This is a genomic window from Terrabacter sp. 05T424 (assembly GCF_056396225.1).
The window spans coordinates 930,723-952,388 of sequence record NZ_JBFTLB010000001.1; the positions used below are offsets into that span (position 1 = coordinate 930,723).

General features: G+C 71.1%; 20 protein-coding genes. 10 read left to right on the forward strand and 10 right to left on the reverse strand.

What is annotated here, in order from left to right; all coding sequences use genetic code 11:
* Window positions 1-110 precede the first annotated feature (110 nt).
* Together AC1DE0_RS04340 and AC1DE0_RS04345 are read left to right on the forward strand one after the other, a co-directional pair.
* Window positions 111-956, forward strand: a complete 846-nt coding sequence (locus tag AC1DE0_RS04340) for a GNAT family N-acetyltransferase (protein WP_478097465.1) — start codon at window positions 111-113, stop codon at window positions 954-956.
* Window positions 957-982: 26 nt separating this feature from the next.
* Complete coding sequence (locus AC1DE0_RS04345) at window positions 983-1,393, forward strand: DoxX family protein (protein ID WP_478097467.1); 411 nt, start codon at window positions 983-985, stop codon at window positions 1,391-1,393.
* Here AC1DE0_RS04345 and AC1DE0_RS04350 read toward each other — a convergent pair.
* Window positions 1,383-2,231, reverse strand: a complete 849-nt coding sequence (locus AC1DE0_RS04350; RefSeq protein ID WP_478097469.1) for a GNAT family N-acetyltransferase — start codon at window positions 2,229-2,231, stop codon at window positions 1,383-1,385. The genes AC1DE0_RS04345 and AC1DE0_RS04350 overlap by 11 nt on opposite strands.
* 78 nt (window positions 2,232-2,309) lie before the next feature.
* Here AC1DE0_RS04350 and AC1DE0_RS04355 point away from each other — a divergent pair, with 78 nt between their 5' ends.
* Window positions 2,310-2,528, forward strand: a complete 219-nt coding sequence (locus AC1DE0_RS04355) for a hypothetical protein (protein WP_478097471.1) — start codon at window positions 2,310-2,312, stop codon at window positions 2,526-2,528.
* Between the two features lie 76 nt (window positions 2,529-2,604).
* On the opposite strand, the gene AC1DE0_RS04360 is transcribed toward AC1DE0_RS04355, so the two are convergent.
* From AC1DE0_RS04360 to mmsA, 4 genes are all read right to left on the reverse strand, one after another.
* Entirely contained in the window at window positions 2,605-3,408 is an 804-nt protein-coding gene (locus tag AC1DE0_RS04360) for a methyltransferase domain-containing protein (protein WP_478097473.1), read from the reverse strand.
* A 146-nt stretch (window positions 3,409-3,554) separates the two neighbouring features.
* A complete protein-coding gene (locus AC1DE0_RS04365; RefSeq protein WP_478097475.1) occupies window positions 3,555-4,658 on the reverse strand; it encodes a substrate-binding domain-containing protein in 1,104 nt (367 codons plus the stop codon).
* A 99-nt stretch (window positions 4,659-4,757) separates the two neighbouring features.
* Window positions 4,758-6,050: a multiple monosaccharide ABC transporter permease gene (gene mmsB, locus AC1DE0_RS04370; protein ID WP_478097477.1), complete on the reverse strand. Its 1,293-nt coding sequence runs from the start codon at window positions 6,048-6,050 to the stop codon at window positions 4,758-4,760.
* 62 nt (window positions 6,051-6,112) lie between these two features.
* Window positions 6,113-7,651 (reverse strand): multiple monosaccharide ABC transporter ATP-binding protein, encoded by a 1,539-nt coding sequence (gene mmsA, locus AC1DE0_RS04375; protein ID WP_478097766.1) that lies wholly within the window; start codon window positions 7,649-7,651, stop codon window positions 6,113-6,115.
* A gap of 410 nt (window positions 7,652-8,061) precedes the next feature.
* On the opposite strand from mmsA, the gene AC1DE0_RS04380 reads away from it, so the two are divergent.
* From AC1DE0_RS04380 to AC1DE0_RS04410, 7 genes are all read left to right on the forward strand, one after another.
* Window positions 8,062-9,840 carry a proline--tRNA ligase gene (locus AC1DE0_RS04380; RefSeq protein ID WP_478097479.1) on the forward strand — a complete coding sequence of 593 codons (1,779 nt, stop codon included), beginning with the start codon at window positions 8,062-8,064 and terminating at the stop codon, window positions 9,838-9,840.
* Window positions 9,837-10,622 carry an HAD family hydrolase gene (locus AC1DE0_RS04385; RefSeq protein WP_478097481.1) on the forward strand — a complete coding sequence of 262 codons (786 nt, stop codon included), beginning with the start codon at window positions 9,837-9,839 and terminating at the stop codon, window positions 10,620-10,622. Before AC1DE0_RS04380 ends, AC1DE0_RS04385 begins: the two co-directional genes overlap by 4 nt.
* Window positions 10,619-11,401 carry a TSUP family transporter gene (locus AC1DE0_RS04390; protein ID WP_478097483.1) on the forward strand — a complete coding sequence of 261 codons (783 nt, stop codon included), beginning with the start codon at window positions 10,619-10,621 and terminating at the stop codon, window positions 11,399-11,401. The genes AC1DE0_RS04385 and AC1DE0_RS04390 overlap by 4 nt, the downstream gene beginning before the upstream one ends.
* A 123-nt stretch (window positions 11,402-11,524) precedes the next feature.
* Entirely contained in the window at window positions 11,525-12,943 is a 1,419-nt protein-coding gene (locus AC1DE0_RS04395) for a ferredoxin reductase family protein (protein ID WP_478097485.1), read from the forward strand.
* 26 nt (window positions 12,944-12,969) lie between these two features.
* Window positions 12,970-13,494 carry an FMN-binding protein gene (locus tag AC1DE0_RS04400; protein ID WP_478097487.1) on the forward strand — a complete coding sequence of 175 codons (525 nt, stop codon included), beginning with the start codon at window positions 12,970-12,972 and terminating at the stop codon, window positions 13,492-13,494.
* A gap of 35 nt (window positions 13,495-13,529) precedes the next feature.
* Complete coding sequence (locus AC1DE0_RS04405) at window positions 13,530-14,321, forward strand: FAD:protein FMN transferase (protein WP_478097489.1); 792 nt, start codon at window positions 13,530-13,532, stop codon at window positions 14,319-14,321.
* A gap of 459 nt (window positions 14,322-14,780) precedes the next feature.
* Window positions 14,781-15,203: a hypothetical protein gene (locus tag AC1DE0_RS04410; RefSeq protein WP_478097491.1), complete on the forward strand. Its 423-nt coding sequence runs from the start codon at window positions 14,781-14,783 to the stop codon at window positions 15,201-15,203.
* Between the two features lie 6 nt (window positions 15,204-15,209).
* Here AC1DE0_RS04410 and AC1DE0_RS04415 read toward each other — a convergent pair whose 3' ends face one another.
* From AC1DE0_RS04415 to AC1DE0_RS04435, 5 genes are all read right to left on the reverse strand, one after another.
* Entirely contained in the window at window positions 15,210-16,004 is a 795-nt protein-coding gene (locus AC1DE0_RS04415; RefSeq protein WP_478097493.1) for a response regulator transcription factor, read from the reverse strand.
* Window positions 16,005-16,039: 35 nt separating this feature from the next.
* The gene (locus AC1DE0_RS04420; protein ID WP_478097495.1) at window positions 16,040-18,082 is read right to left on the reverse strand and encodes a thioredoxin domain-containing protein; all 2,043 of its coding nucleotides are present in this window, start codon (window positions 18,080-18,082) and stop codon (window positions 16,040-16,042) included.
* A 43-nt stretch (window positions 18,083-18,125) separates the two neighbouring features.
* Window positions 18,126-19,514, reverse strand: coding sequence for an MATE family efflux transporter (locus AC1DE0_RS04425; protein ID WP_478097497.1), 1,389 nt, complete (start codon window positions 19,512-19,514; stop codon window positions 18,126-18,128).
* A gap of 133 nt (window positions 19,515-19,647) precedes the next feature.
* On the reverse strand, window positions 19,648-20,634 hold the full coding sequence (locus AC1DE0_RS04430; protein ID WP_478097499.1) for an aminoglycoside phosphotransferase family protein: 987 nt from the start codon (window positions 20,632-20,634) through the stop codon (window positions 19,648-19,650).
* Entirely contained in the window at window positions 20,631-21,662 is a 1,032-nt protein-coding gene (locus tag AC1DE0_RS04435) for a hypothetical protein (RefSeq protein ID WP_478097501.1), read from the reverse strand. Before AC1DE0_RS04435 ends, AC1DE0_RS04430 begins: the two co-directional genes overlap by 4 nt.
* Between the last annotated feature and the right edge of the window lie 4 nt (window positions 21,663-21,666).

Below are 21,666 nucleotides of genomic sequence, written 5' to 3' on the forward strand. Positions count from 1 at the left end.
GATCCGGGGTCGTCGAACAGAGGGCTCTCGCGGGGACCGTGACGGGTTCGTGAGGTGGCAGCGGGGCGCGCCGGGGTGACACCCGGCCCGCGGGCAGGCACTCTTGGGTGGTGCTGCGCCAACGCCTCCCCGTGCGGCCGCTGTCGGCGGCCGACCAGGACGCTGCGCTCGCCGTGTGCGCCCGCGACCGTGTGTCCAACGTCTTCGTCGCGGCGCGCATCGCGGAGGGATCACTGAGGGCGTCACCGGGATCGCTGCTCGGGCACTGGGATGACGGCCAGCTGCGTGGCCTCGTCTGGGTCAGTGCGAACGTCGTGCCCGTCGAGCTCGACGACGACGGCCTGGCGGCCGTGGCCGCGCGCATCACGAAGATGCGCCGCCAGTGCGCGTCGATCTTCGGTCCGAGCGCCCAGGTCGTCGCGCTCTGGGACCGACTGGGCCCCACGTGGGGCCCGGTGCGTGCCGTGCGCACCCACCAGCCACTCCTCACGACGCGCGAGCGGCCCTCGGCCCTCGGAGTGCAGCTCGACCCCGACGTGCGGCCGGCCCACATCGACGAGGTCGACATCGTGCTGCCTGCTGCCGCGCACATGTTCACCGAGGAGATCGGCTACCCGCCCTACTTCGGCTCCGACCGCGGCTATCGGGCGAGCGTGGCGGCCCTCGTGCGCGCGGGCCACACCTTCGTCAAGGTCGAGGACGGCGAGGTCGTCTTCAAGGCCGACGTCGGGTCGCTGGCTCTGGGCTGCGCCCAGGTCCAGGGCGTGTGGCTGCACCCTCGGCTGCGCGGTCAGGGGCTGTCTGTCCCGGCGATGGCCAGCGTCGTCGAGCAGGTGCTCTCGGGGATGGCCGACGAGGTGTCGCTCTACGTCAACGACTTCAACGTGGCGGCCCGGGCGACATACGCCCGGTGCGGTTTCCACGAGGTGGGTGCGTTCACCACCGTTCTCCTGTGACCCGTGCCCCCGCCTAGGGTGAGGGGATGACGACAGCGACGAATGCGCCTCTCGGCAAGGACGCCATCGCCCTGGCGGGACTCTTGCTCACCTCGGGCACCATGCACTTCGTGCGACCGGAGCCGTTCGAGTCGATCGTGCCCAAGCGACTGCGGTCCCGGCGTGCCCTCGTGTATGCGTCCGGCGCCGCCGAGATCGCCTGTGCCGTCGGGCTCTTCGTCCCTCGCACCCGTCGCGCGGCCGGGCTTGCGTCCGCGGCTCTCCTCGTCGCCGTCTTCCCGGCCAACGTCACGATGACGGGTCAGGCCAAGCGCCGACTCGACCGCGACCCGCAGGACACGGCACGGCAGGGCTACCTCGCGGCCACCGTCGCGCGCCTGCCGCTCCAGTGGCCGATGATCCGGGCCGCCCTGCGTGCCGGAGGGGTCATGCGGTGAACGTGATGGTGACGTTGTCGCCGACCCTGCGGTAGCCCATCGCCTGGTAGATGGCGTTCGACGTGGGATTGGAGAGGTCGGTGTAGAGCATGCACGACTCGCCGGCGTCCTGCCGCGCGGCGCTGAGGGCGGCCACGACACCGCTGGCGTAGCCGTGCCCGCGTAGTTCCGGAGGGGTCCAGACCCCTGACACCCGGGTGACGCCGCCGTTGGCGAGGGACGCGTACGCCATCGAGACCGGACGACGGTCGTGCACCCACAGCCCGACGCGACCCAGCGCGATGTGCCGGTCGAGGGACGATGCTTTCGCGGCTCGCCCTTCGATCGCCTCGTAGAACTGCTGGTGCCAGTCGGCGACGAGGTCGGCGTCGTCGGGGACCGCGGTCCGGAACCCGCCGGCGACTTCGAAGGGCAGGCGCGGTCGCACCGGCAGGTCGAACCGTCCGACCTCCATCGACACCGTCGCCGTGGCGCCCGTCCGTGCCGTCCACTCGTCGGCGAACGACTCGGTGGGCTCGCGGAGCCCGCCGACGCCGGCGAGCGTGTCGTGGGCGGCGGCAAGGTGCTCCGCCAGGCCGCGGGCCTGCTCGGGCGTCGCGTACGCGATGTGGAGCAGGTGCGGCGGCGTGTGCATGAACGCAGCCACGACCTCGCCATCGCTGTCCTTGCCGGCCCACCAGCGCGGACCGACGTAGCGGGTCGGGTCGGCGACCAGCCCGTCGGTGACGCTCGCCACGACGCTGAGCATCTCCGGCTCCAGCTCGACCAGGGCCGCGAAGGCCGAGCGCGCGAGCGCCGCGTCGGTCAAGAGGGTGTAGGACAGTGGGGCTGACGACATGGAGCCACTATGGCCGAGGATGCCGTGGCGGGCACCTGCCGGTGCTGCGGCTGCAGCTCGGCCCGTTGAGCGTGGGCCATGCCCGGGGTCGGCCTCGCCGTCGGTGTCGTCGTCTCCCTGGCGACGGTAGGTGCCGGCGAGGGGCCGCACCGCGAGCTGGTTCGAGCAGTCACCGCGGGTGGAGTCGGCGGCGCGCTGGGCGCACTCGCTCTCGGTGTCGGGTGGACGGTGCTCCGTCGACAGCAGAGACCTCTTCCCGGCACGGTAGAGGCGGCGCGCACCTTCGAGGAGCACTGACGGATGGGCATCGGGGCGCGGCAGCCACGAGCGGGTTCCCTTGCCGCCGTGAGCTGCCCACTGGAGTGCGCCGCCGTCAGACCCGTGCGACGACCTCGGCGTGCGTCATCGCGAACCACGCGTCGGGGTGTGTCGACCAGTCGCTCCACGCCCGGCTCACCTCGCTGAGCCCGGCTTCGGTGAGCAGGCCTCGCTCGAGCGCCTGGGTGGCGAAGGTCGACTCGCGGGCGCGGCGCGCCCAGGCGCTGCCCCACCAGGCGCACTGCTCGGGCGTCGCGTAGGTCCACAACGACGCCGACGGCTCGAGGTCGTGCAGGCCCGCTGCGTGCGCCCACGCGACGAGGTGGCGACCGGCATCAGGCTCCGCGTGGTTGAGCCGGGCCAGCCGCCGGTACACGTCCAGCCAGCGCGTCATCCCCTCCGATTCCGGGTGCCACACCATCGAGGCGTAGTCGACGTCACGCACGGCCAAGATCCCGCCGGGCCGCGTCACCCGAGCCATCTCGCGCAGGGCCCCGACGGGGTCGGTGAGGTGCTGGAGCACCTGGTGCGCGTGGACGACGTCGAAGGAGCCTGCGGCGTACGGGAGGGACATCACGTCGCCCTGCGCGAAGACCGTGCGGTCGTCGCCGCGTCGGGCCGCGTTGCGCCGGGCCTGGTCGAGGGGCCCGGTCACGTTCTCGACGCCGGCCACCCGCCCCGCGGGAGCGACGGCAGCGGCGAGGTCGAGGGTGATCGTGCCCGGTCCGCAGCCGACGTCGAGCACGTGCAGCCCGTCGCGAAGGTGGGGGAGCAGGTAGGCCGCGGAGTCCGCGGCCGTGCGTGCACCGTGCGATGCGAGCACGCTCGCGTGGTGCCCGTGGAGGTAGACGTCACCCATGGCGCGACGCTACGCGCCTTCGGTCCGACGGCGCCGGGGGCGTCCACGTGGGCCGGCCGGACGGCATACGCGAACGAGGTGGAACGCGACGAAGGCCCGCCCCAAGAGGGCGGGCCTTCGTGCGATGCGTGCCCGGGGGCGTCAGCTCACTTGGTGAGCGGCGCCAGCGTCGGGTCGTTGGCGTACGCCTCGGCCGCGTTCTCCTTGGTCACGATGACCGGCGGGAGGAGGTTGGCCGGGACGACCTTGACACCGTTGTTGTAGGACTTGGTGTCGTTGACCGTCGGCGTCTGGCCCTTCTGGAGGGCCGACACCATCGCGATGGTCTCGGTGACGAGCTTGCGGGTGTCCTTGTTGATCGTGGAGTACTGGACGCCAGCCATGATCGACTTGACCGACTCGACCTCGGAGTCCTGACCCGTCACGATCGGGTTGGGCTTTCCGGCCGCCTTGACCGACGTGAGGATCGCGCGGGCCAGCGTGTCGTTGGGCGACAGCACGCCGTCCAGCGGGGCGCTCGTGTAGTTCGCCGCCAGCAGCGTGTCCATGCGCTTCTGGGCGTTCTCGGCCTTCCAGCCCTGCGTGACGGCCTGGTTGAACTGCGTCTGGCCGGAGACGACCTTCAGCGTGCCGTCGGTGATCTTCGGCTGGAGCACCTTCATCGCCCCGTCGAAGAAGACCTGGGCGTTCGCGTCGTCGGGGGAGCCGGCGAACAGCTCGATGTTGTACGGGCCGTTCGGCTTCTTCTTGGCCATGCCGTCGAGCAGGGCCTGGCCCTGCAGCTCGCCGACCTTGAAGTTGTCGTAGGCGACGTAGTAGTCGACGGCGTTCGTGTTCTTCACGAGGCGGTCGTAGGCGATGACGACGGCGCCGGCGTCCTTGGCGGCCTTGAGCTGGGTGCCCAGCTGCGAACCGTCGATGGCGCCGACGACGATGACCTTCGCGCCCTTCGTGACCATGGCCGAGATCTGGTTCTGCTGCTCGGACACGCCACCGTTGGCGAACTGGACGTCGCCCTGGAAGCCGGCCGCGGACAGACCGTCCTTGAACAGCTGCTCGGCGAGCACCCAGTTCTCAGACGTCTTCTGCGGAAGGGCGATACCGATGACCGCGTTGGCGGGGAAGCCCGCCGCTGCGGAGCCGCCGTTGGAAGCGCCCGGCGTCGTGCCGGTGTCGCTGCTCCGACCGCAACCGGTCAGAACAAGGGCGGCCACAGCCGTGACGCCCAGCACCTTGGTGAAGGTACGCATGTGCTCTCTTTCCTCTTATCGCGTCCGGGCGAACGCGGATCCTTCTCGGTCTCGGGCGGGCGCCCTGACCGTGTCTGCGGGTCGGCTGAGTCGGGCGACTCAACCGGACTGGCGGATGCTCTCGCTGACGGGAGCGGTCTCCACGGCGGCCGATGGCGGCGGCGACGTGTCGTCGCCCCCGCCCCGACCGCGGGAGTTCCTCATGAGCAGGCCCAGGAGCGAGACCCGCCCCTGCGACTTGTTGTAGACGTCGAAGGCGACGGCGACGAGAAGCACGAGGCCCTTGATCATCTGGGTCGCGTCGGCGCCGATTCCCTTGAGCTGCAGGCCGTTGTTGAGCACGGCCATGACGAGGCCTCCGACGATCGAGCCGACGACCGTGCCGACACCGCCGGTCACGGCCGCGCCACCGATGAAGACGGCCGCGATGGCGTCGAGCTCCCAGCCGACTCCGTCGGACGGGCCCGAGGCGGTGGACCGGGCCACGAAGATCATGCCGGCGAGGGCCGCCAGGATCGACATGTTCATCATGACGAGGAAGTTGACCTTCTTGCTCTTCACACCGGAGAGCTCGGCTGCGTGGCGGTTGCCACCGACGGCATAGATGTGGCGGCCGATCACGGTGCGGTTGGAGATGAAGCCGTAGACCAGCACGAGCACGGCGAGGATCATGCCGGCGATGGGGAACGACGTGCCGGGGCGACCCGAGCCGAAGAGCAGCGTCGCGGCGATGATGGCAGCGCAGATCAGCGCCAGCCGCACCCACATGACCCAGACCTCCTCGACCTCGGCACCCAGCTTGACCAGGGCCCGGCGGCTGCGGAGGGCGCCGTAGACGATGCCGACGGCGAGGAGCAGACCGAGCAGCACGGTGAGGTTGTTGTAGCCGGTGTTGGGGCCGACCTCGGGCAGGTAGCCGCCACCGATGACCTGGAAGTCGTCGGACACGGGCACCGAGTTCGACTTGCCGACGTACTGGTTGGCACCGCGGAAGAGCAGCATGCCCGACAGGGTGACGATGAACGCCGGGATGCCGACGTAGGCCGTCCAGAGCCCCTGCCACGCCCCGACCAGGGCGCCGAGCGCGAGCCCGAAGAGGATGCCCAGCCACCAGCTGAGTCCCCAGTCGCGCATCGCGATGGCGACCGAGATGCCGACGAACGCCGCGACCGACCCGACCGAGAGGTCGATGTGGCCGGCGATGATGACGAGCACCATGCCGATCGCGAGGACGAGGATGTAGGAGTTCTGCTGGAAGATGTTGATGACGTTGTCGGGCGTCAGCGTGAGCCCGCCCGTCCAGATCTGGAAGAAGATGATCAGCGCCACGAGGGCGAAGATCATGCCGAGCTGACGGGTGTCGCCACCGAAGATCTTCTTGACCTTGTCCATTGGTGCTTCCTGGCTCTGTCGGGTGTGGATGGGGAGGGGAGTGGGCGCGGCGGGGCAGCCGGTCAGGCGCTCTCGCGCGACGGCTCGCCGCCACCGTGCGTTCGGCGGGTCATGAGCCGCATCAGCGACTCCTGGTCGGCCCGCTCGCGGTCGAGCACGCCTGTGACGGCACCTTCGCTGATGGTGTAGATGCGGTCGGACAGCCCGATCAGCTCGGGCAGCTCGGAGGAGACGAGGATGACGCCCTTCCCCTCGGACGCCATGCGCTGGATGATCCCGTAGATCTCGAACTTGGCGCCGACGTCGATGCCTCGCGTGGGCTCGTCGAGGATGAGCAGGTCGGGCTCGGTGAAGAGCCACTTGGCCAGAACGACCTTCTGCTGGTTGCCGCCGGAGAGCTTGGCGACGCCCTCGTCGACGTTGGGAGCCTTGGTGCGCAAGGACTTCCGGTAGGACTCGGCGTAGTTGTACTCCTGGCGGTCGTCGACGACGAAGCCCTTGGTGATGCGCGAGAGGCGCGCCGAGACGGTGGTGCGCTTGATGTCGTCGAGCAGGTTGAGCCCCAGGGTCTTGCGGTCCTCGGTGACGTAGGCGAGGCCGGCGTCGATGGCGTCGGCGACCGTGCGCAGCCTCACCTCCTTGCCGTCCTTGACGATGGTGCCCTCGACGTAGGTGCCGTAGGAGCGGCCGAAGAGGCTGCGCATCAGCTCGGTGCGGCCGGCGCCCATCAGTCCTGCGAAGCCGACGATCTCGCCGCGGCGCACGAAGAAGTCACTGTGCTTCGCCACGAGACGGTCGGGCACGCTCGGGTGGCGCACCGTCCAGTTCTTCACCTCGAAGAAGACCTCGCCGATCTTCGGCGTGTGGTCGGGGAAGCGCGACTCGAGGTCGCGGCCGACCATGCCCCGGATGATCCGGTTCTCGTCGACGCCTTCCTCCTTGACGCGCAGCGTCTCGATCGACTTGCCGTCGCGGATGATCGTGATGGAGTCGGCGATCTGCTCGATCTCGTTGAGCTTGTGGCTGATCATGATGCAGGTCACGCCCTTGGAGCGCAGGCCGGCGATCAGGTCGAGCAGGTGCTGGGAGTCGCCCTCGTTGAGCGCCGCGGTCGGCTCGTCGAGGATGAGCAGCTTGACGTCCTTCGAAAGCGCCTTGGCGATCTCGACGAGCTGCTGCTTGCCGACGCCGATGTCGCGGATCTTCGTGTCGGGCTCCTCCTGGAGCCCGACACGGGCGAGCAGCTCGCGCGCCTTGACGCGGGTGGCGAGCCAGTCGATGACGCCACCGCTCGCGGTCTCGTTGCCGAGGAAGATGTTCTCGGCGATCGACATCTCGGGGATGAGCGCGAGCTCCTGGTGGATGATGACGATGCCGGCGTGCTCGCTGTCGCGGATGTTGTGGAACTCGACGAGCTGGCCCTCGAAGTGGATCTCGCCGTCGTAGGTGCCGGCCGGGTGCACCCCCGACAGCACCTTCATCAGGGTCGACTTGCCGGCGCCGTTCTCGCCGCAGATGGCGTGGACCTCGCCGCGGCGGACGGCCATCGACACGTTCGAGAGGGCTTTGACCCCCGGGAACTCCTTGGTGATCTCGCGCATCTCGAGGATGACGTTGCCCGGCTGGGCAGCGGCGCCGGTAACGTTGCCGCGCACGTGGGCGGGAGCAGGGGTGGAGGGGTCGCTCATCTGGTCGTCAACACTCCTTTGTGGTGTCCACGGGCGCATGCACCCAATCCCGATTCTTGCTCACGGTTCGTGCTCACGTCGCCGAACACCGCGGTGTGTTGTCACAAGGACGTCACGATCGCCGGACGATGCTGACACCGTTGGCTCCGGCAGGCTCACTGAACACGCGGCCGCGCCGCCGGTCAAGCCCGTGACCTGTTCTTGTCCTGACCGGACAGGAACTGGACAGGACACGTGCCAAGAGGGGACTGCCGGGCGGCCGATATCCTGCGCAGGTTCCGAACCCACGCGTGCCCTGCGCACGCTGCACCCGAGGAGTCCCGGTGGCCCTGCACATGTCGTCCCTGTTCCTGCGCACGCTTCGCGAGGACCCGGCGGACGCAGAGGTCCCGAGCCACCGGCTCCTCGTCCGCGCCGGCTACATCCGCCGGGTGAGCCCCGGTGTCTACACTTGGCTGCCCCTCGGCCTGCGGGTGCTGCGCAACGTCGAGCGGATCGTCCGCGAGGAGATGGACGCCATCGGCGCCCAGGAGCTGCTCTTCCCGGCCCTGCTGCCCAAGGAGCCCTTCGAGTCGACCGGCCGCTGGACCGAGTACGGCGACAACATCTTCCGCCTGCAGGACCGCAAGGGGGCCGACCACCTGCTCGGCCCCACCCACGAGGAGATGTTCACCCTCACGGTCAAGGACCTCTACAGCTCCTACAAGGACCTGCCGCTGTCGATCTACCAGATCCAGACGAAGTACCGCGACGAGGCGCGACCGCGTGCCGGCGTGCTGCGCGGCCGCGAGTTCGTTATGAAGGACTCCTACTCCTTCGACATCGACGAGGCCGGGCTCGACAAGAGCTACCAGCTGCACCGCGACGCGTACGTCCGGATCTTCGACCGCCTCGGCTTCCACTACGTCATCGTCCAGGCGATGGCCGGCGCCATGGGCGGCAGCAAGAGCGAGGAGTTCCTCGCCACCGCTGAGGTGGGCGAGGACACCTACGTCCACTGCACGAGCTGCGGGTATGCCGCCAACGTCGAGGCCGTACGCGTGCCCGCCCCCGAGGCGGTCGCGTGGGACGGGGTGCCGGCCGCCCACGCCGAGGACACCCCGGACACGCCGACGATCGACACGCTCGTGGCGCACCTCAACGAGCGGTTCCCGCGCGAGGACCGCGCCTGGGAGGCCGGCGACACCCTCAAGAACGTCGTCGTGACCCTCGTCCACCCGGACGGCACCCGCGAGCCCCTGGCCATCGGCGTTCCCGGTGACCGCGACGTCGACGAGAAGCGCCTGGGCGCGCAGGTCGAGCCGGCCGAGGTCGATGCCTTCACCGAGGCCGACTTCGCCGCGAACCCCGCTCTCGTCAAGGGCTACATCGGCCCGGGCGCGCTCGGCACCGACGGCAGCACCGGCATCCGCTACCTGCTCGACCCCCGCGTCGCGGAGGGCACGCGCTGGGTCACCGGCGCGAACGCGCCCGGGCAGCACGTCATCGACCTCGTCGTCGGGCGCGACTTCACCGCCGACGGCACCATCGAGGCCGCCGAGGTGCGCTTCGGCGACCCGTGCCCCAACTGCGACCACGTGCTCGAGGGAGCGCGCGGCATCGAGATGGGCCACGTCTTCCAGCTGGGCACGAAGTATGCCGAGGCGCTCGACCTCAAGGTGCTCGACCAGAACGGCAAGCTCGTCACGGTCGTGATGGGCTCCTACGGCATCGGCGTCTCTCGCGCGGTCGCCGCCGTCGTCGAGGGCAACAACGACGAGTCCGGCATCATCTGGCCGCGCGAGCTCTCACCGGTCGACGTGCACATCATCGCAGCGGGCAAGGACGAGGCCCTCTTCGTCAAGGCCGAGGAGATCGCCCGCGAGCTCGAGGTGCAGGGGCTGTCCGTGCTCGTGGACGACCGCAAGGGCGTGAGCCCCGGCGTGAAGTTCAAGGACTCCGAGCTCGTCGGGGTGCCGACGATCCTCGTCATCGGCCGTGGTCTCGCCGAGGGCAAGGTCGAGATCAAGGACCGCCGCTCGGGCGAGCGCCGCGAGGTCGCCGTCGACGACGTCGTGGCCGCGCTGACCGCCGAGGTGACCGCCGAGGTCGAGCGCTCGTGACGGCCGTCGCACGGCCCGTCGAGGCGGTGGTCTTCGACTGGGGCGGCACCCTGACGCCGTGGCACGAGGTCGACCTGCCGCAGCAGTGGCGCGTCTTCGCCCGCACGGTCCACGGCCTCGCGGTCGAGGACCCCGACATGCCGGCCGAGGAGCTCGCCGAGGCTGACTCCCTGGCCGTGCGCATCCATGAGGCGGAGGAGCGTGCGTGGCGCCGCGGTCGCGAGACCCATGAGAGCGCGTCGATCGCCGCGATCCTCGACGACGCCGGCGTCGACCCGGAGCACGACCGGCACCACCTCGCGCTGGCGGCCTACCAGCGCTTCTGGGAACCGCACACCCACACCGACGAGCAGGTCCGTCCGCTCTGGGAGTCTTTGCGGCGAAAGGGGATCCGGGTCGGGGTGCTGTCCAACACAATCTGGACCCGCGCCTATCACCGTGAGGTCTTCGAGCGTGACGGCGTGCTCGACCTGCTCGATGCCGACGTCTACTCGTCGGAGATCCACGTCGTGAAACCGCACCCTGACGCGTTCCGCGCCGTGTGCGAGGCCCTCGGCGTGGCGCCGGAGCGGGCCGTCTACGTCGGCGACCGCCTCTTCGAGGACGTGCACGGCCCCCACCAGGTCGGGATGCGCGCCATCCTCGTGCCGCACTCCGACATCCCGGCGGGCCAGCGGATGCCCGTGGACGCACGACCCGACGCCGTCGCCGACGAGCTGCTCGACGTCGCCGGCATCGTCGCGCTCTGGAACCACGAGGCCGCGGGCGGCGACGACGCGTGAGCGACCCCACCCTCACGACCCTGGGCTTCCTCGGCGTCGCCTCCTTCGTCGCGGGCTGGATCGATGCCGTCGTCGGCGGCGGCGGCCTGGTCCAGCTTCCGGCGCTGCTCGTCGGGCTGCCGGGTGCGACCCCGGCGCAGCTGCTGGCGACGAACAAGTTCGGCTCGGTCTTCGGCACCACGACGAGCTCGGTGACCTTCTACCGCCGGGTGCGCCCCGACCTCCGCACGGCCCTGCCGATGGCAGCCGTCGCGTACGTCGGCTCGATGGGTGGTGCCCTCATCGGCCTCCACATCCCGAAGTCCGCCTTCAACCCCATCATCCTCGTGCTGCTCGTCGTGGTCGGCGCCTACACGCTGCTCAAGCCCGACCTCGGCAAGGAGTCGATCCGCCGGTTCCACGGCGCGAAGCACACCGTCCTGGCCATGGTCACCGGCTTCGTCATCGGCGCCTACGACGGGGCTCTCGGCCCCGGCACCGGCAGCTTCCTCGTCTTCGCGCTCGTCGGGCTGCTCGGCTACAACTTTCTCGAGGCCAGCGCGAAGGCCAAGATCGCCAACCTCGCGACGAACCTCGGGGCCCTGACGATCTTCGCGCCGATGGGCCTCGTGGTGCTCAAGGTCGGCGTCGTCATCGCCGCCACCAACCTCGTCGGCGGCTACGTCGGTGCCCGCACCGCGGTCGCCCGCGGCAGCGGGTTCGTGCGCGGCATCTTCGTCGTCGTCGTCAGTGCCTTCATCGTCAAGATCGGCGGCAGCCTCCTCGGCTGGTGGGCCTGACCCGGTTCGTCCGACCCGATCGGTGCCGCCTGACCCTCCGTTGCGGCGACCCGCTCGCGACTCACACGCCTGACATCCGACGGCCACAGCACGCACACAGGTTGCGGCTCGAACCTGACTTTCATGACCTCCCTCGCCCTCCCCGAGGCCCGTGAGCACTCCGCGGCCCGCAGCCCCCGCCGGGCCCTGCCCCTCACGCCTCGGTGGTGGCGCGACGCCTCGGCCGTGTTCGCCTGGGGCGCAACGCTCTTCGTGGTGGCGCTGTGGGTCGCCGGGGGAGGGGTGACGGACTTCGGCTCTGCCGGTGAGGCGCTGATCGATCTCGGCCGGCTCAGCGGGCTGCTCGCCTCGGTGCTCATGCTGCTGCAGGTGCTGCTCATGGCGCGCATCCCGTTCGTCGAGCAGGCCTGGGGCCAGGATGAGCTCGCCCGCGTGCACCGCCTCGTGGGCTTCACGTCCTTCAACCTCATGCTCGCCCACATCGTGCTGACGATCCTGGGCTACAACGCCGGCACCGACATGGGGGTCCTCGGCACGTTCGTCGACGAGGTGCTCCACTCGCCCGGGATGCTGCTGGCCCTCGCCGGCATGATCGCCCTCGTCATGGTCGTCGTCACCTCCGTGAAGAAGGCGCGTGCGCGGCTGCGCTACGAGTCGTGGCACCTGCTCCACCTGTACGCGTACCTCGGCGCGGGTCTGGCCCTCCCACACCAGCTGTGGACCGGTGCGGACTTCAAGTCCTCACCCGCCGCCACGGTCTTCTGGTGGGGGCTGTATGCCGCCGCACTCGTCTCCGTGCTCGCCTTCCGCGTCGTCCTCCCGGTCGTCCGGTCGCGCCGGCACCGGCTCGTGGTGTCCGAGGTCGTCGCCGAGTCTCCGACCGTGACCTCGGTCGTCGTGACCGGCCGCCACCTCGACCGCCTCTCCGTGCGCGCCGGCCAGTTCTTCCAGTGGCGCTTCCTCGACGGGCCGGGCTGGACGCGCGCCAACCCGTACTCCCTCTCGGCAGCCCCGGACGGACGCTCCCTGCGCATCACCGCCGAGCGCGTCGGCTCCTCCAGCGGGCGCCTCGCGAGCCTCCGACCCGGCACGCCCGTCCTCGTCGAGGGCCCCTACGGGCGGCTGCACACGGGCGTCGGCACCAATGGGAAGGCGGTGCTCATCGGGGCCGGCATCGGCATCACGCCGCTGCGAGCCATCCTCGAGGAGCTGCCGCCCTCAGCGGACGGGGCCGTCGTGATCTACCGCGTGGGCAGCCAGTCCGACATCGTCCTCGGTGACGAGCTGCTCGACATCGCGCGGTCCAAGGGCGGCCGCGTCGTGGCCGTCGTCGGGCACCGCATGCGCGACCGCGACAGCTGGCTCCCCGTCGACGCGGGCCACCTCGGCGACGCCGAGGCCCTGCTCCGGATCGTCCCCGACATCGCCGACAGCGACGTCTACATCTGCGGCAACCCGACCTGGATGGATGCCGTCATCACCGCCGCCCACGAGGCCGGCGTGCCGCGCGAGGCCGTCCACCGCGAGCGCTTCTGCTACTGACCCGAACACACGAAACGAGACCAACCATGCGCCGCATCGTCCTCTGGGCCATGAGCACGCTCACCGTGCTCGTGCTCCTGTTCAGCTACAGCACCTCGCGATCCTCGACCGCCGTCGTGGCGGCCGAGAGCCGACAGGTCACCACCACGAGCAAGACCTCCGAGAGCAGCGGCTCCTCCTCGGGTTCGTCCTCGGCGTCCTCCAGCGACTCCTCCGGCCAGGAGCCCTCAGCGGCCGGGGGCGCTGCATCGGGCTCGTCGGGCTCGTCGCCCGCGGCGAAGACGTACTCCGGCGACGCCGTCATGACCCGCTACGGCAACGTCCAGGTCCAGATCACCGTCCAGGGTGGCAAGATCACCGCCTCCGACGTGCTGCAGGTCCCGTGGAACGACCGCCACGACCAGATGATCAACTCGCAGGCGGTCCCCGTCTACAACCAGGAGACGGTCGATGCGCAGTCCGCGAAGATCGACGTCGTCTCCGGTGCCACGTACACCTGGGACGGTTACACGCAGTCGCTGCAGTCGGCCATCGACCAGGCGCACCTGTGATGGCACTCTCGAGGCAGGCGGCGAAGGAGCGAGTCATGGGCGGACCGGCGACCGGGGCGGAGCATCCTCAGGCGGCCGGCGTGTCGGAGCGTCGGGCTTGGGTCGAGCAGGTCATGGGGATGCCGGTGAGCATCCACCTGCGGGGTGCCGACGTCGACGCAGCCGCCGCCGCGCGCGCCGTCGAGGAGGCCTTCGGCATCCTGCGCGAGATGGACTCCATCTTCTCGACCTACCGCGACGACTCGGACCTCATGCGGCTGCGCCGCGAGCAGGTGCAGCTCGCGCAGTGCAGTCCTCTCGTCGAGGAGTCGCTGCGCCTCGGGCAGGAGGCAGAGGCCCTGACGAAGGGGGCGTTCACCACGCTGCTCCCCACCGGGGAGGGCGACCTCGCGTTCGACCCCACCGGGCTGGTCAAGGGATGGGGCGTCGACCGCGCCTCCCTCCCGCTGCGGCAGCTTCGGGGAATCTCCTTCTGCATCAATGCCGGTGGTGACTTGCTCGTCGGCGCGCATGATGACCTCCCGGTCTCGGGTCCGGACGCCATCATGTGGCGGGTCGGCATCGAGGACCCCCGCGACCGCACGCGCATCGCGAGCACCGTGACCCTGGCGAGGGGCGCCGTGGCGACCTCCGGCACGGCAGCCCGCGGCGCCCACCTCTACGACCCGGTGAAGGGCGAGCCGGTGGGACGGCCCGGGTCCGTGACGGTGACCGGCCCGACGCTGCTGTGGGCCGACATCTGGGCCACGGCCCTGTTCGTCGGTTCGGAGGCCACGAGGGAGGCCTTCGCGCAGAGCGCCCCGGACTACCTGTCGTCGGCACTCTGACGCGCCCGAGCCACCTCCGGTTCGACCCGTAGGAGACATAGCCGCCCGAGCCGTCTGAGCCGGGTGACGTGCCCTCTCCGACCGCAGGCGCGCGGACAAATGGCGCAAGGCCGTCCCAACCGGGGCGGCCTTGCGCCGATCTTGCGGAAACCCTGCGCGGCACGGCGCTCGCGACTTGCGTTTGGCTCGTCACAGTCGATGCATCAGCAGGTCCGACGGGTGGCGGATCGCTGACTCAGAGACCTTCGGGCGAGGGCCCGCCGATCCGGGGAAGGAGTGCCATGACGAGCATCGCCGGCGTCGACCCTGCGACGAGAGCGCGTGCTCGTGGCACCCGCTCCGGTCGGCGGGCCACCTCGAGGACTTCCGTGGGGGAAGACGTAGGGACCGGGGCGGGCCGACTGGTGGGAGTCCGGCCCGTCCTGCTCCGTGGCTGTCGGTCTGGCCCGGGGGGCAGCCGTGGCTGCTGACGTCGTCGTGGGCCGCCCCTGCCCGGCGCTCGCGAGGCAGGAGCTCGACCCCGCTGCCCTGACGAGACTCGCGGCCGAGCTGGAGAGCACCGACCTCGCTCGCTCCATCGCCCGCACCTACCTGCGCCTGCTCGACGGCCGGCTGTCCCGGGCATCCGACGCGCTGGCCCGGCGCGACGAGATCGCGGCCATGGACGTGCTGCTCAGCCTGCGCGTCTCGTCCGCCACCGTCGGCCTCGTCCGCCTGGAGTCCGCAGTGCTGTGCGTCATCGACGCCGTGCGCCGTGGCGACCGTGACCTGGCTCGTGAGCTCGGTGCCTCGATGGCACGCGACGCCCCGGCCGCGGGCACGGCCCTGAGGGCGCACCTCGACTCGACGTCGACCGCGGCGTCCGCCGACGAGCCGTACTGACGTTCGTCAGAACGCGCCGGGCTCCTCCATGCGGTAGCCGACGCCCCGCACGGTGCGGATCGGAGCCCGCCCGCCCGCGGGTCCGAGCTTGGTCAGCTTGCGGCGCAGGTTGCCGACGTGGACCTCGACGAGGTGCTCCTCCGACCAGCCCGGGCCCCAGAGGCCGTCGAGCAGGACGGCGCGCGACCACACCCGACGGGGCGCGCTCAGCAGCGTCGTCAGCAGGTCGAACTCGGTGCGGGTCAGATCGGCCTCCTTGCCGTCGACCGTGACCACACGGCCCTCGGCGTCGACCGCGATGCGCCCGTGCCTCAGCAGGGCGGCGTGTGGCTCGCTGTCGGCCGCCGCGGGGCCGGCCGTGACCGGCGCGGGTGGGGGTGCGCTGCCGGTGGTGCCTGCCATGTGCGCCTCTGCGGGGACGCGCACGGCGCGTGGGCGACGGAACATCGCGTTGACCCGGGCCTGCAGCTCGCGTGGGCTGAAGGGCTTGGTGAGGTAGTCGTCGGCGCCGATCTCGAGGCCCATGAGCCGGTCGATCTCGTCGGTGCGGGCACTGATCATGACGACGTACGCCTGGCTGACGTCGCGGACCCGCCGGCAGACCTCGATTCCGTCGAGGTCGGGCAGCCCGAGGTCGAGCGTCACGAGGTCGGGGTCGTTGGCCATCACGAGGTCAAGACCCGCCTGACCGGAGGATGCCGCGGCGACCTCGAAGCCCTGCATCGTCAGGCTGTGCGTGATGAGCTCGCGGATGTCGTCGTCGTCTTCGACGACGACCGCAGTGCGTTCAGAGCCCGTCATGCCGTGATTGTTGCAGAATGCGCGCGTTTGGCCCGTCAGTTCTGGATGTCCGGCGGTTCGTCGGCCGGTTCTGTTGCGCCAGAACGATCGTCGGAGCCATCGCGGGGCGCCGGCCGCAGCTGCGCCACGAGTGCGGCAGGGTCGGTGACGGGCAGGTCGCAGACCATGCCACGGCAGACGTAGGCCGCCGGGCCGCCGTCCACGAGGGGGCGGTCGGCGAGCAGGGGCATCCCGGGCTGGTCGGGCGCACCGCGGACCACGACGAGCCCGGCGCCGGGGGACTGCCGTGCGACCCGCTCCAGGGCGTCGGCGCGGTCGCCCGACCCGACGACGGCCACCTGGAGGGGTCCGGCGACGAGCGACTCCGCTACGGCGAGGCTCCATCCGCCGAAGCGCGGCTCGCGGACGGCGAGCCCCAGCCCGGCTGCTGTCGCGCGCGCCCCGGCGTCGAGCGCCCGTGGGTCACCGGTCACCGCGCCGAGCGTGACGAGGGCGCCCGCGAGCGCCGACTGGCCTGCCGGCTCGGCGTTGTCGGCCGCGCTGCGTGGACGCAGGTAGAGCGGTTCGGCGCTGTCGGCGGTGTCGTGGAACCCGCCGTCGTCGGCGACGAAGCCCCCAGCGGCGTCGAGCACCTCGCGCGCGACCGCGAGCCAGCGCGCCTCTCCCGTGACCTGGTGGAGCACGAGGAGGCCCTCCGCGAGGTTCCCGTGGTCGTCCGCCACCGCATCGGCCGAGCCGACCTCGCCGAGCCGGGACGCGCGGCGCAGGCGACCCTCGACGAGGTGGACGTCGACCACGTGGCCCGCGCACGTTCGAGCCGCGTCGACCCACGAGGGCACGCCGAACGTCGAGCCGGCACCCGCGAGGGCCGCGATCGCCAGCCCGTTCCACGACGTGACCACCTTGTCGTCGCGCGCCGGCTGCGGGCGCCTCGAGCGGGCGGCCAGCAGCCGGTCCCTCACGTCGTCGAACCACGCCGGGTCCACCGGGTCCACCGGCAGCTGAAGGGTCGACGACCCGTGCTCGAACGTGCCGGTCGGAGTGACGACGAACAGGTCCGCGGCGGCTGGGGCATCCTCATGGAGCACCTCACGCAGCTGCACGGGGGTCCAGGCGTAGGTCAGGCCCTCCACGCCGTCGGCGTCGGCGTCGAGGGACGAGGCGAAGCCGCCGGCCGCGGTGCCGAGATCTCGCACGATGAACTCTGCGGTCTCGCGGACGACCCTCTCCGCCAAAGGATCCCGAGTGACCTTCCACCAGGATGTGTAGGCACGCAGCAGCAAGGCGTTGTCGTACAGCATCTTCTCGAAGTGGGGGACGACCCAGCCGGCGTCGACGGCATAGCGCGCGAAGCCGCCCGCCAGCTGGTCGTACATCCCGCTGCGCGCCATCGCCCGGAACGTGCTCGAGGCCATCGTGAGCGCGTCAGGGTCGCCGGTGCGCGCGTGGTGCCGCACGAGGAACTCGAGGACCATGGACGGAGGGAACTTCGGTGCTCCACCGAATCCTCCTGAGGTGTGGTCGAACTGGCGCGCCAGCAGCGCAACTGTCGTTGACAGCGCGTCGGGCTCGACGGCATACGGCGTCGGTGGCGCGAGCGCTCCGGCGAGGGTCGTCGCGATGTGCGTGCCGGACGCCCGCACCTCGTCCTCACGGGTGCGCCACGCCTCGTCGAGCGCGGCGAGCACCCGGAGGAAGTGGTCGCGGGGAAAGTACGTGCCACAGAAGAACGGCTCGCCCTCGGGCGTCAGGAAGACCGTCATCGGCCAGCCGCCCTGACCCGTGGTCGCCGTGACGGCCGACATGTAGGCCGCATCGATGTCGGGACGCTCCTCGCGGTCGACCTTGACGGACACGAAGCGCTTGTTGAGTGCGTTCGCCACGGTCTGGTCCTCGAAGGACTCGTGCGCCATGACGTGGCACCAGTGGCACGCCGCGTAGCCGACCGAGAGCAGCACCGGGACGTTGCGCTCGCGCGCCTCCGCGAAGGCGGCCGCGCCCCACTCCTGCCAGTGCACCGGGTTGTCGCGGTGCTGCAGGAGGTAGGGGCTCGTCGCGTCGGCCAGGCGGTTCGTCATGGCTCCACGCTAGGTGAGGCCGGCAGCGCACCCCACCCGCGCGTCAGGCAGCCTGCGCGACGAGCGACTCCCAGCGGATGCGCTTGGCGCGGTAGCTGAAGATCGCGAGCTTGGCGAACTCCTCGACGATGCGGGCCGCGAAGATCCCGACGTAGCCGAGTGGAGTGTGCAGACCGAGCAGCACTGCCAGAGGCAGGCCCACGACGAAGGCCCCGATGACGTCGCCGAGGATCACGCCTCGCACGTCGTTGCCGCTCGGCAGCACGCCCGCCCCGACGATCATGTTGCGCACCTTGACCACCTGGAACGCGGCGTTCATCAGGATTCCGACCGCGGCCATGAGGCGGACCTCGGTGCCGGCCTCGCCGAAGAGCGGGTCGAGGAGCAGCACCGACAGCCCGAAGAGCACCCCGAAGGCCACGGCGGTCCCGACTCCGGCCCGCTTGACGCGCCGCACCCAGGCGACGGCGGCGCCGATGTCGCCGCTGCCGACCGAGCGGCCGACGAGCGTGGTGGTGGCGGCCATCAGCCCGATGCTGCCGACGACGAAGATGCCCTCGAGCGTCGTGACGATCTGGGCTGCCGCCAGAGCCTCGTCGCCGAGCTGTTGGAAGACGACGTTGTAGAGGAACGTGCCGACGGTCCAGAAGAGCTCGGTGACGCCGAGGGGGAGCGCGAGCACGAAGAGCGGCACGATGACCGCGCGCCACTGGGCCCGGGTGCCGGGCAGGCTCCAGCGCACCGTGCGTCGCGACCCGAAAACCATCCACGCGAGGATCAGGCTCTTGACGACGGCCGTCACGAGCGTGGCCCAGCCGGCGCCGGCGACGCCGAGCGGGGGGAAGGGCCCGAGACCGGTCACGAGGGAGTACGCGATCGCGGAGTTMGCCACGACGGTGATCATCGTCGCGATCATCGGACTCGTCGGCCGACCTGCCGAGCGCAGCACGCCGGAGAGGATCGCGTTCAGCATGACCGGCAGCGTCGCGAGGACGGTGAGCCGGAAGTAGTCCGTGCCGGCCGCCGCGACCGACGGTGACGCCCCGACGAGGGCGAGCAGGTGGTCGGCGAAGAACCACGGGACGAGCGAGACGAGGGTGCCGAGCCCGAACGCCACGACGACCGCTGCCGTCACGGTGTGGTCGAGCGCCTCGGCGCGCCGCGCCCCGACCGCGCGCGCCACGAGGATCGCGACGGACGTGCCGAGCGCGCCGAGCGTGACTCCAAGGATGAACGTGAGGCTGTTCGAGAAGCCGACGGCCGCGATGGCCGTCGCGCCGAGGCTGCCGACGACGATCTGGTTGACGAAGTTGAGCACCAGCATCAGGACGAACTCCATGCTCACCGGCACGGCGATGCGTGCGATCTCGCGAGCCGGCGTCGGCGTGGCCGAGCGCGGGTCGCGGAAGGTGGGCATGGCAAGGCGAGGCATGCGAGTGCCTTTCGACGTCGTAAGGGGGAGCCGGACTAGGTTACAGAGTTTCGACATCGAAATCGAAACGTTTTGACCGTGGCGTCTCGACGTTTTGACCGCGGCGTCTCGACGCGGGGACGAGGCGCGGACGTCAGTCGTTCATCGCTTTGATGATCGTGACGGCGAGGCTGACGCGGTCGTGCGCCGACGCGTGGGCCGACGGGTTGCCCGGCGCGCCCTGCGCCGCATCGACGGCGTCGACGGCGTCGACAGCGTTGTCGGCCTCGCGCACGATCGTCCACGCCCGCGCCCGGCCCTCGTCGAGCCCGGCGCGCTCGCAGATGATCTGCAGCCGCCGCCGCAGGGACCATCGGATCTCCGACCCGCTGCCGAGCTCGTCGGCGCGGTTCCACAGCGCGGGCGCGACCTCGTACGCCGGGTCGCCCGCCATCGGCTTCGGGTCGATGGCGAGCCACGGGGAGCGGTAGGCCGCGAGGACGTTCGTGTAGTGCAGGTCGGTGTGCAGCAGCCGGTCCTCGGCTGCCGGCCGATCGACGAGCTCCTTGGCGAGGGCCGCGGCCTGGTCGAGGTAGCGGCGGGGGAGCACCGCGGGCGCCTCGCGCAGCTCATCGGCCTGCCTCAGGGCGTATGCCGTCAGGCTGGGGACGCGCGGGTGCGGCGGCCGGCGCAGCACGGCCAGGAGGTCACCGAGGACGCCGCAGGCCTCGTCGATGTCGACCCTGGTGAGATCGCGCGGGTGCAGCCGCTCGAGCAGCATGGCAAAGCGCGCCGGGTCGGCACGGACGAGGCGGACGGCTCCGTGGCCGTTCCACGTCTGCAGGGCCAGGTGCTCGGTGGCGGCCTCCGGGTGGGGCCAGGTGATCTTGAGGATGCCCTCGCCGCTGACACCGACGACGTCCCGACCCGCCCCGAGCAGGCGGACGGGGATCGCTACGGCACAGACGCCGTTGCTCGGGCGGCCGATGGGTTCGAGCTCCCACTCCGCGAGCAGGGCGGTGATGAGGCCGGGCAGCGCGTCGATCCAGTCCTCCCCGGAGAGGTAGCCGGTGGACTCGTAGCCGCTGACGTCGTGGGCGAAGTGGGCCGGGATGAGGTCGTACATGGGGTCGTAGGTCACGTCGAGGCCCCCGGGAAGGCGGTCAGGGGCACGTCCCAGTCGACGGCCAGGGCCTGCACGACGCCGCTCCACCGCCCGACGTCCTCCAGGGATGCCGCACCGGGGCTGCCGCCCGCCACCTCGGTGGCGGACGCCACCGCGGAGGTGAGCACCTCGGTCGCCAGCCGGTCGGCCGCATCGGGCGTCGTCACGGGGAAGGGCAGCGACCACCCCGCGGGGGTCGTCGACGACGTGCCCGAGACGGAGATCTCGAGCCGCACGAGCGCGGCCAGCGTCTGCTCGGCCTGCCGACGTTGCGCGCCTCGGCTCTGCGCCGCGACGACCTCGAAGGCGTAGACGAGCGGCTCCGTGCGCGTGACGATCGCGGGCCGCGCCGGGCTCGGGGCCTCGAGCATCGCGACCTCGCGTCCCAGCACGACGGCACTCGCGAGGCGTTCGCCGTATGCCGCCGCGAGCAGCTCGCGGGTCGCGGGGGTCGCCGTCGTCAGGGCGGCCCAGTCGTCAGAAGCGATCGAGTCGTAGCGGGCCGCGAGCGCTGCGCGGGTGCGCACCGGGGCATCCGCCGGTGGAGCCGTCGAGCCGGTCGTCGGGGCCGGCGTGCCCGATGCGGGCGAGGTGGCCGTGGCGGCTGCGGGCGCCGCGGCAGCGGGCGGGGCGGCGACCGCCGCGGCGATCACGGCGGCGGGGACGCCCGCGTTGGTGAGCCGGCCACGCACGACCCGCAGCTGGTCGCGGGTCACCGTCCGCAGGCGATGCACCGTGGCGCTCGCGTCCGGTCCGGAGAGCACCGTGGTCTCGTCGGCGACGAGTCGTGCCAGGTCGGCGACCGCGGACAGGAGCAGCGCCTCGTCGGGAGCCGGACGGCGGGTCGGTGCCGGGGCGGGCGCGCGGGGGACGTCGAGCCGCAGGCCCCGGTCGACGAGGGCCGCGGCCACGGCCGCGCCGCCGCCGAGCACGAGCAGGCGGMGGGGAGGGTGTCCGAGCCCCGTCATCACCCGTGACCCGAGCCCACGGGTGTCGCCGTCCATGCCG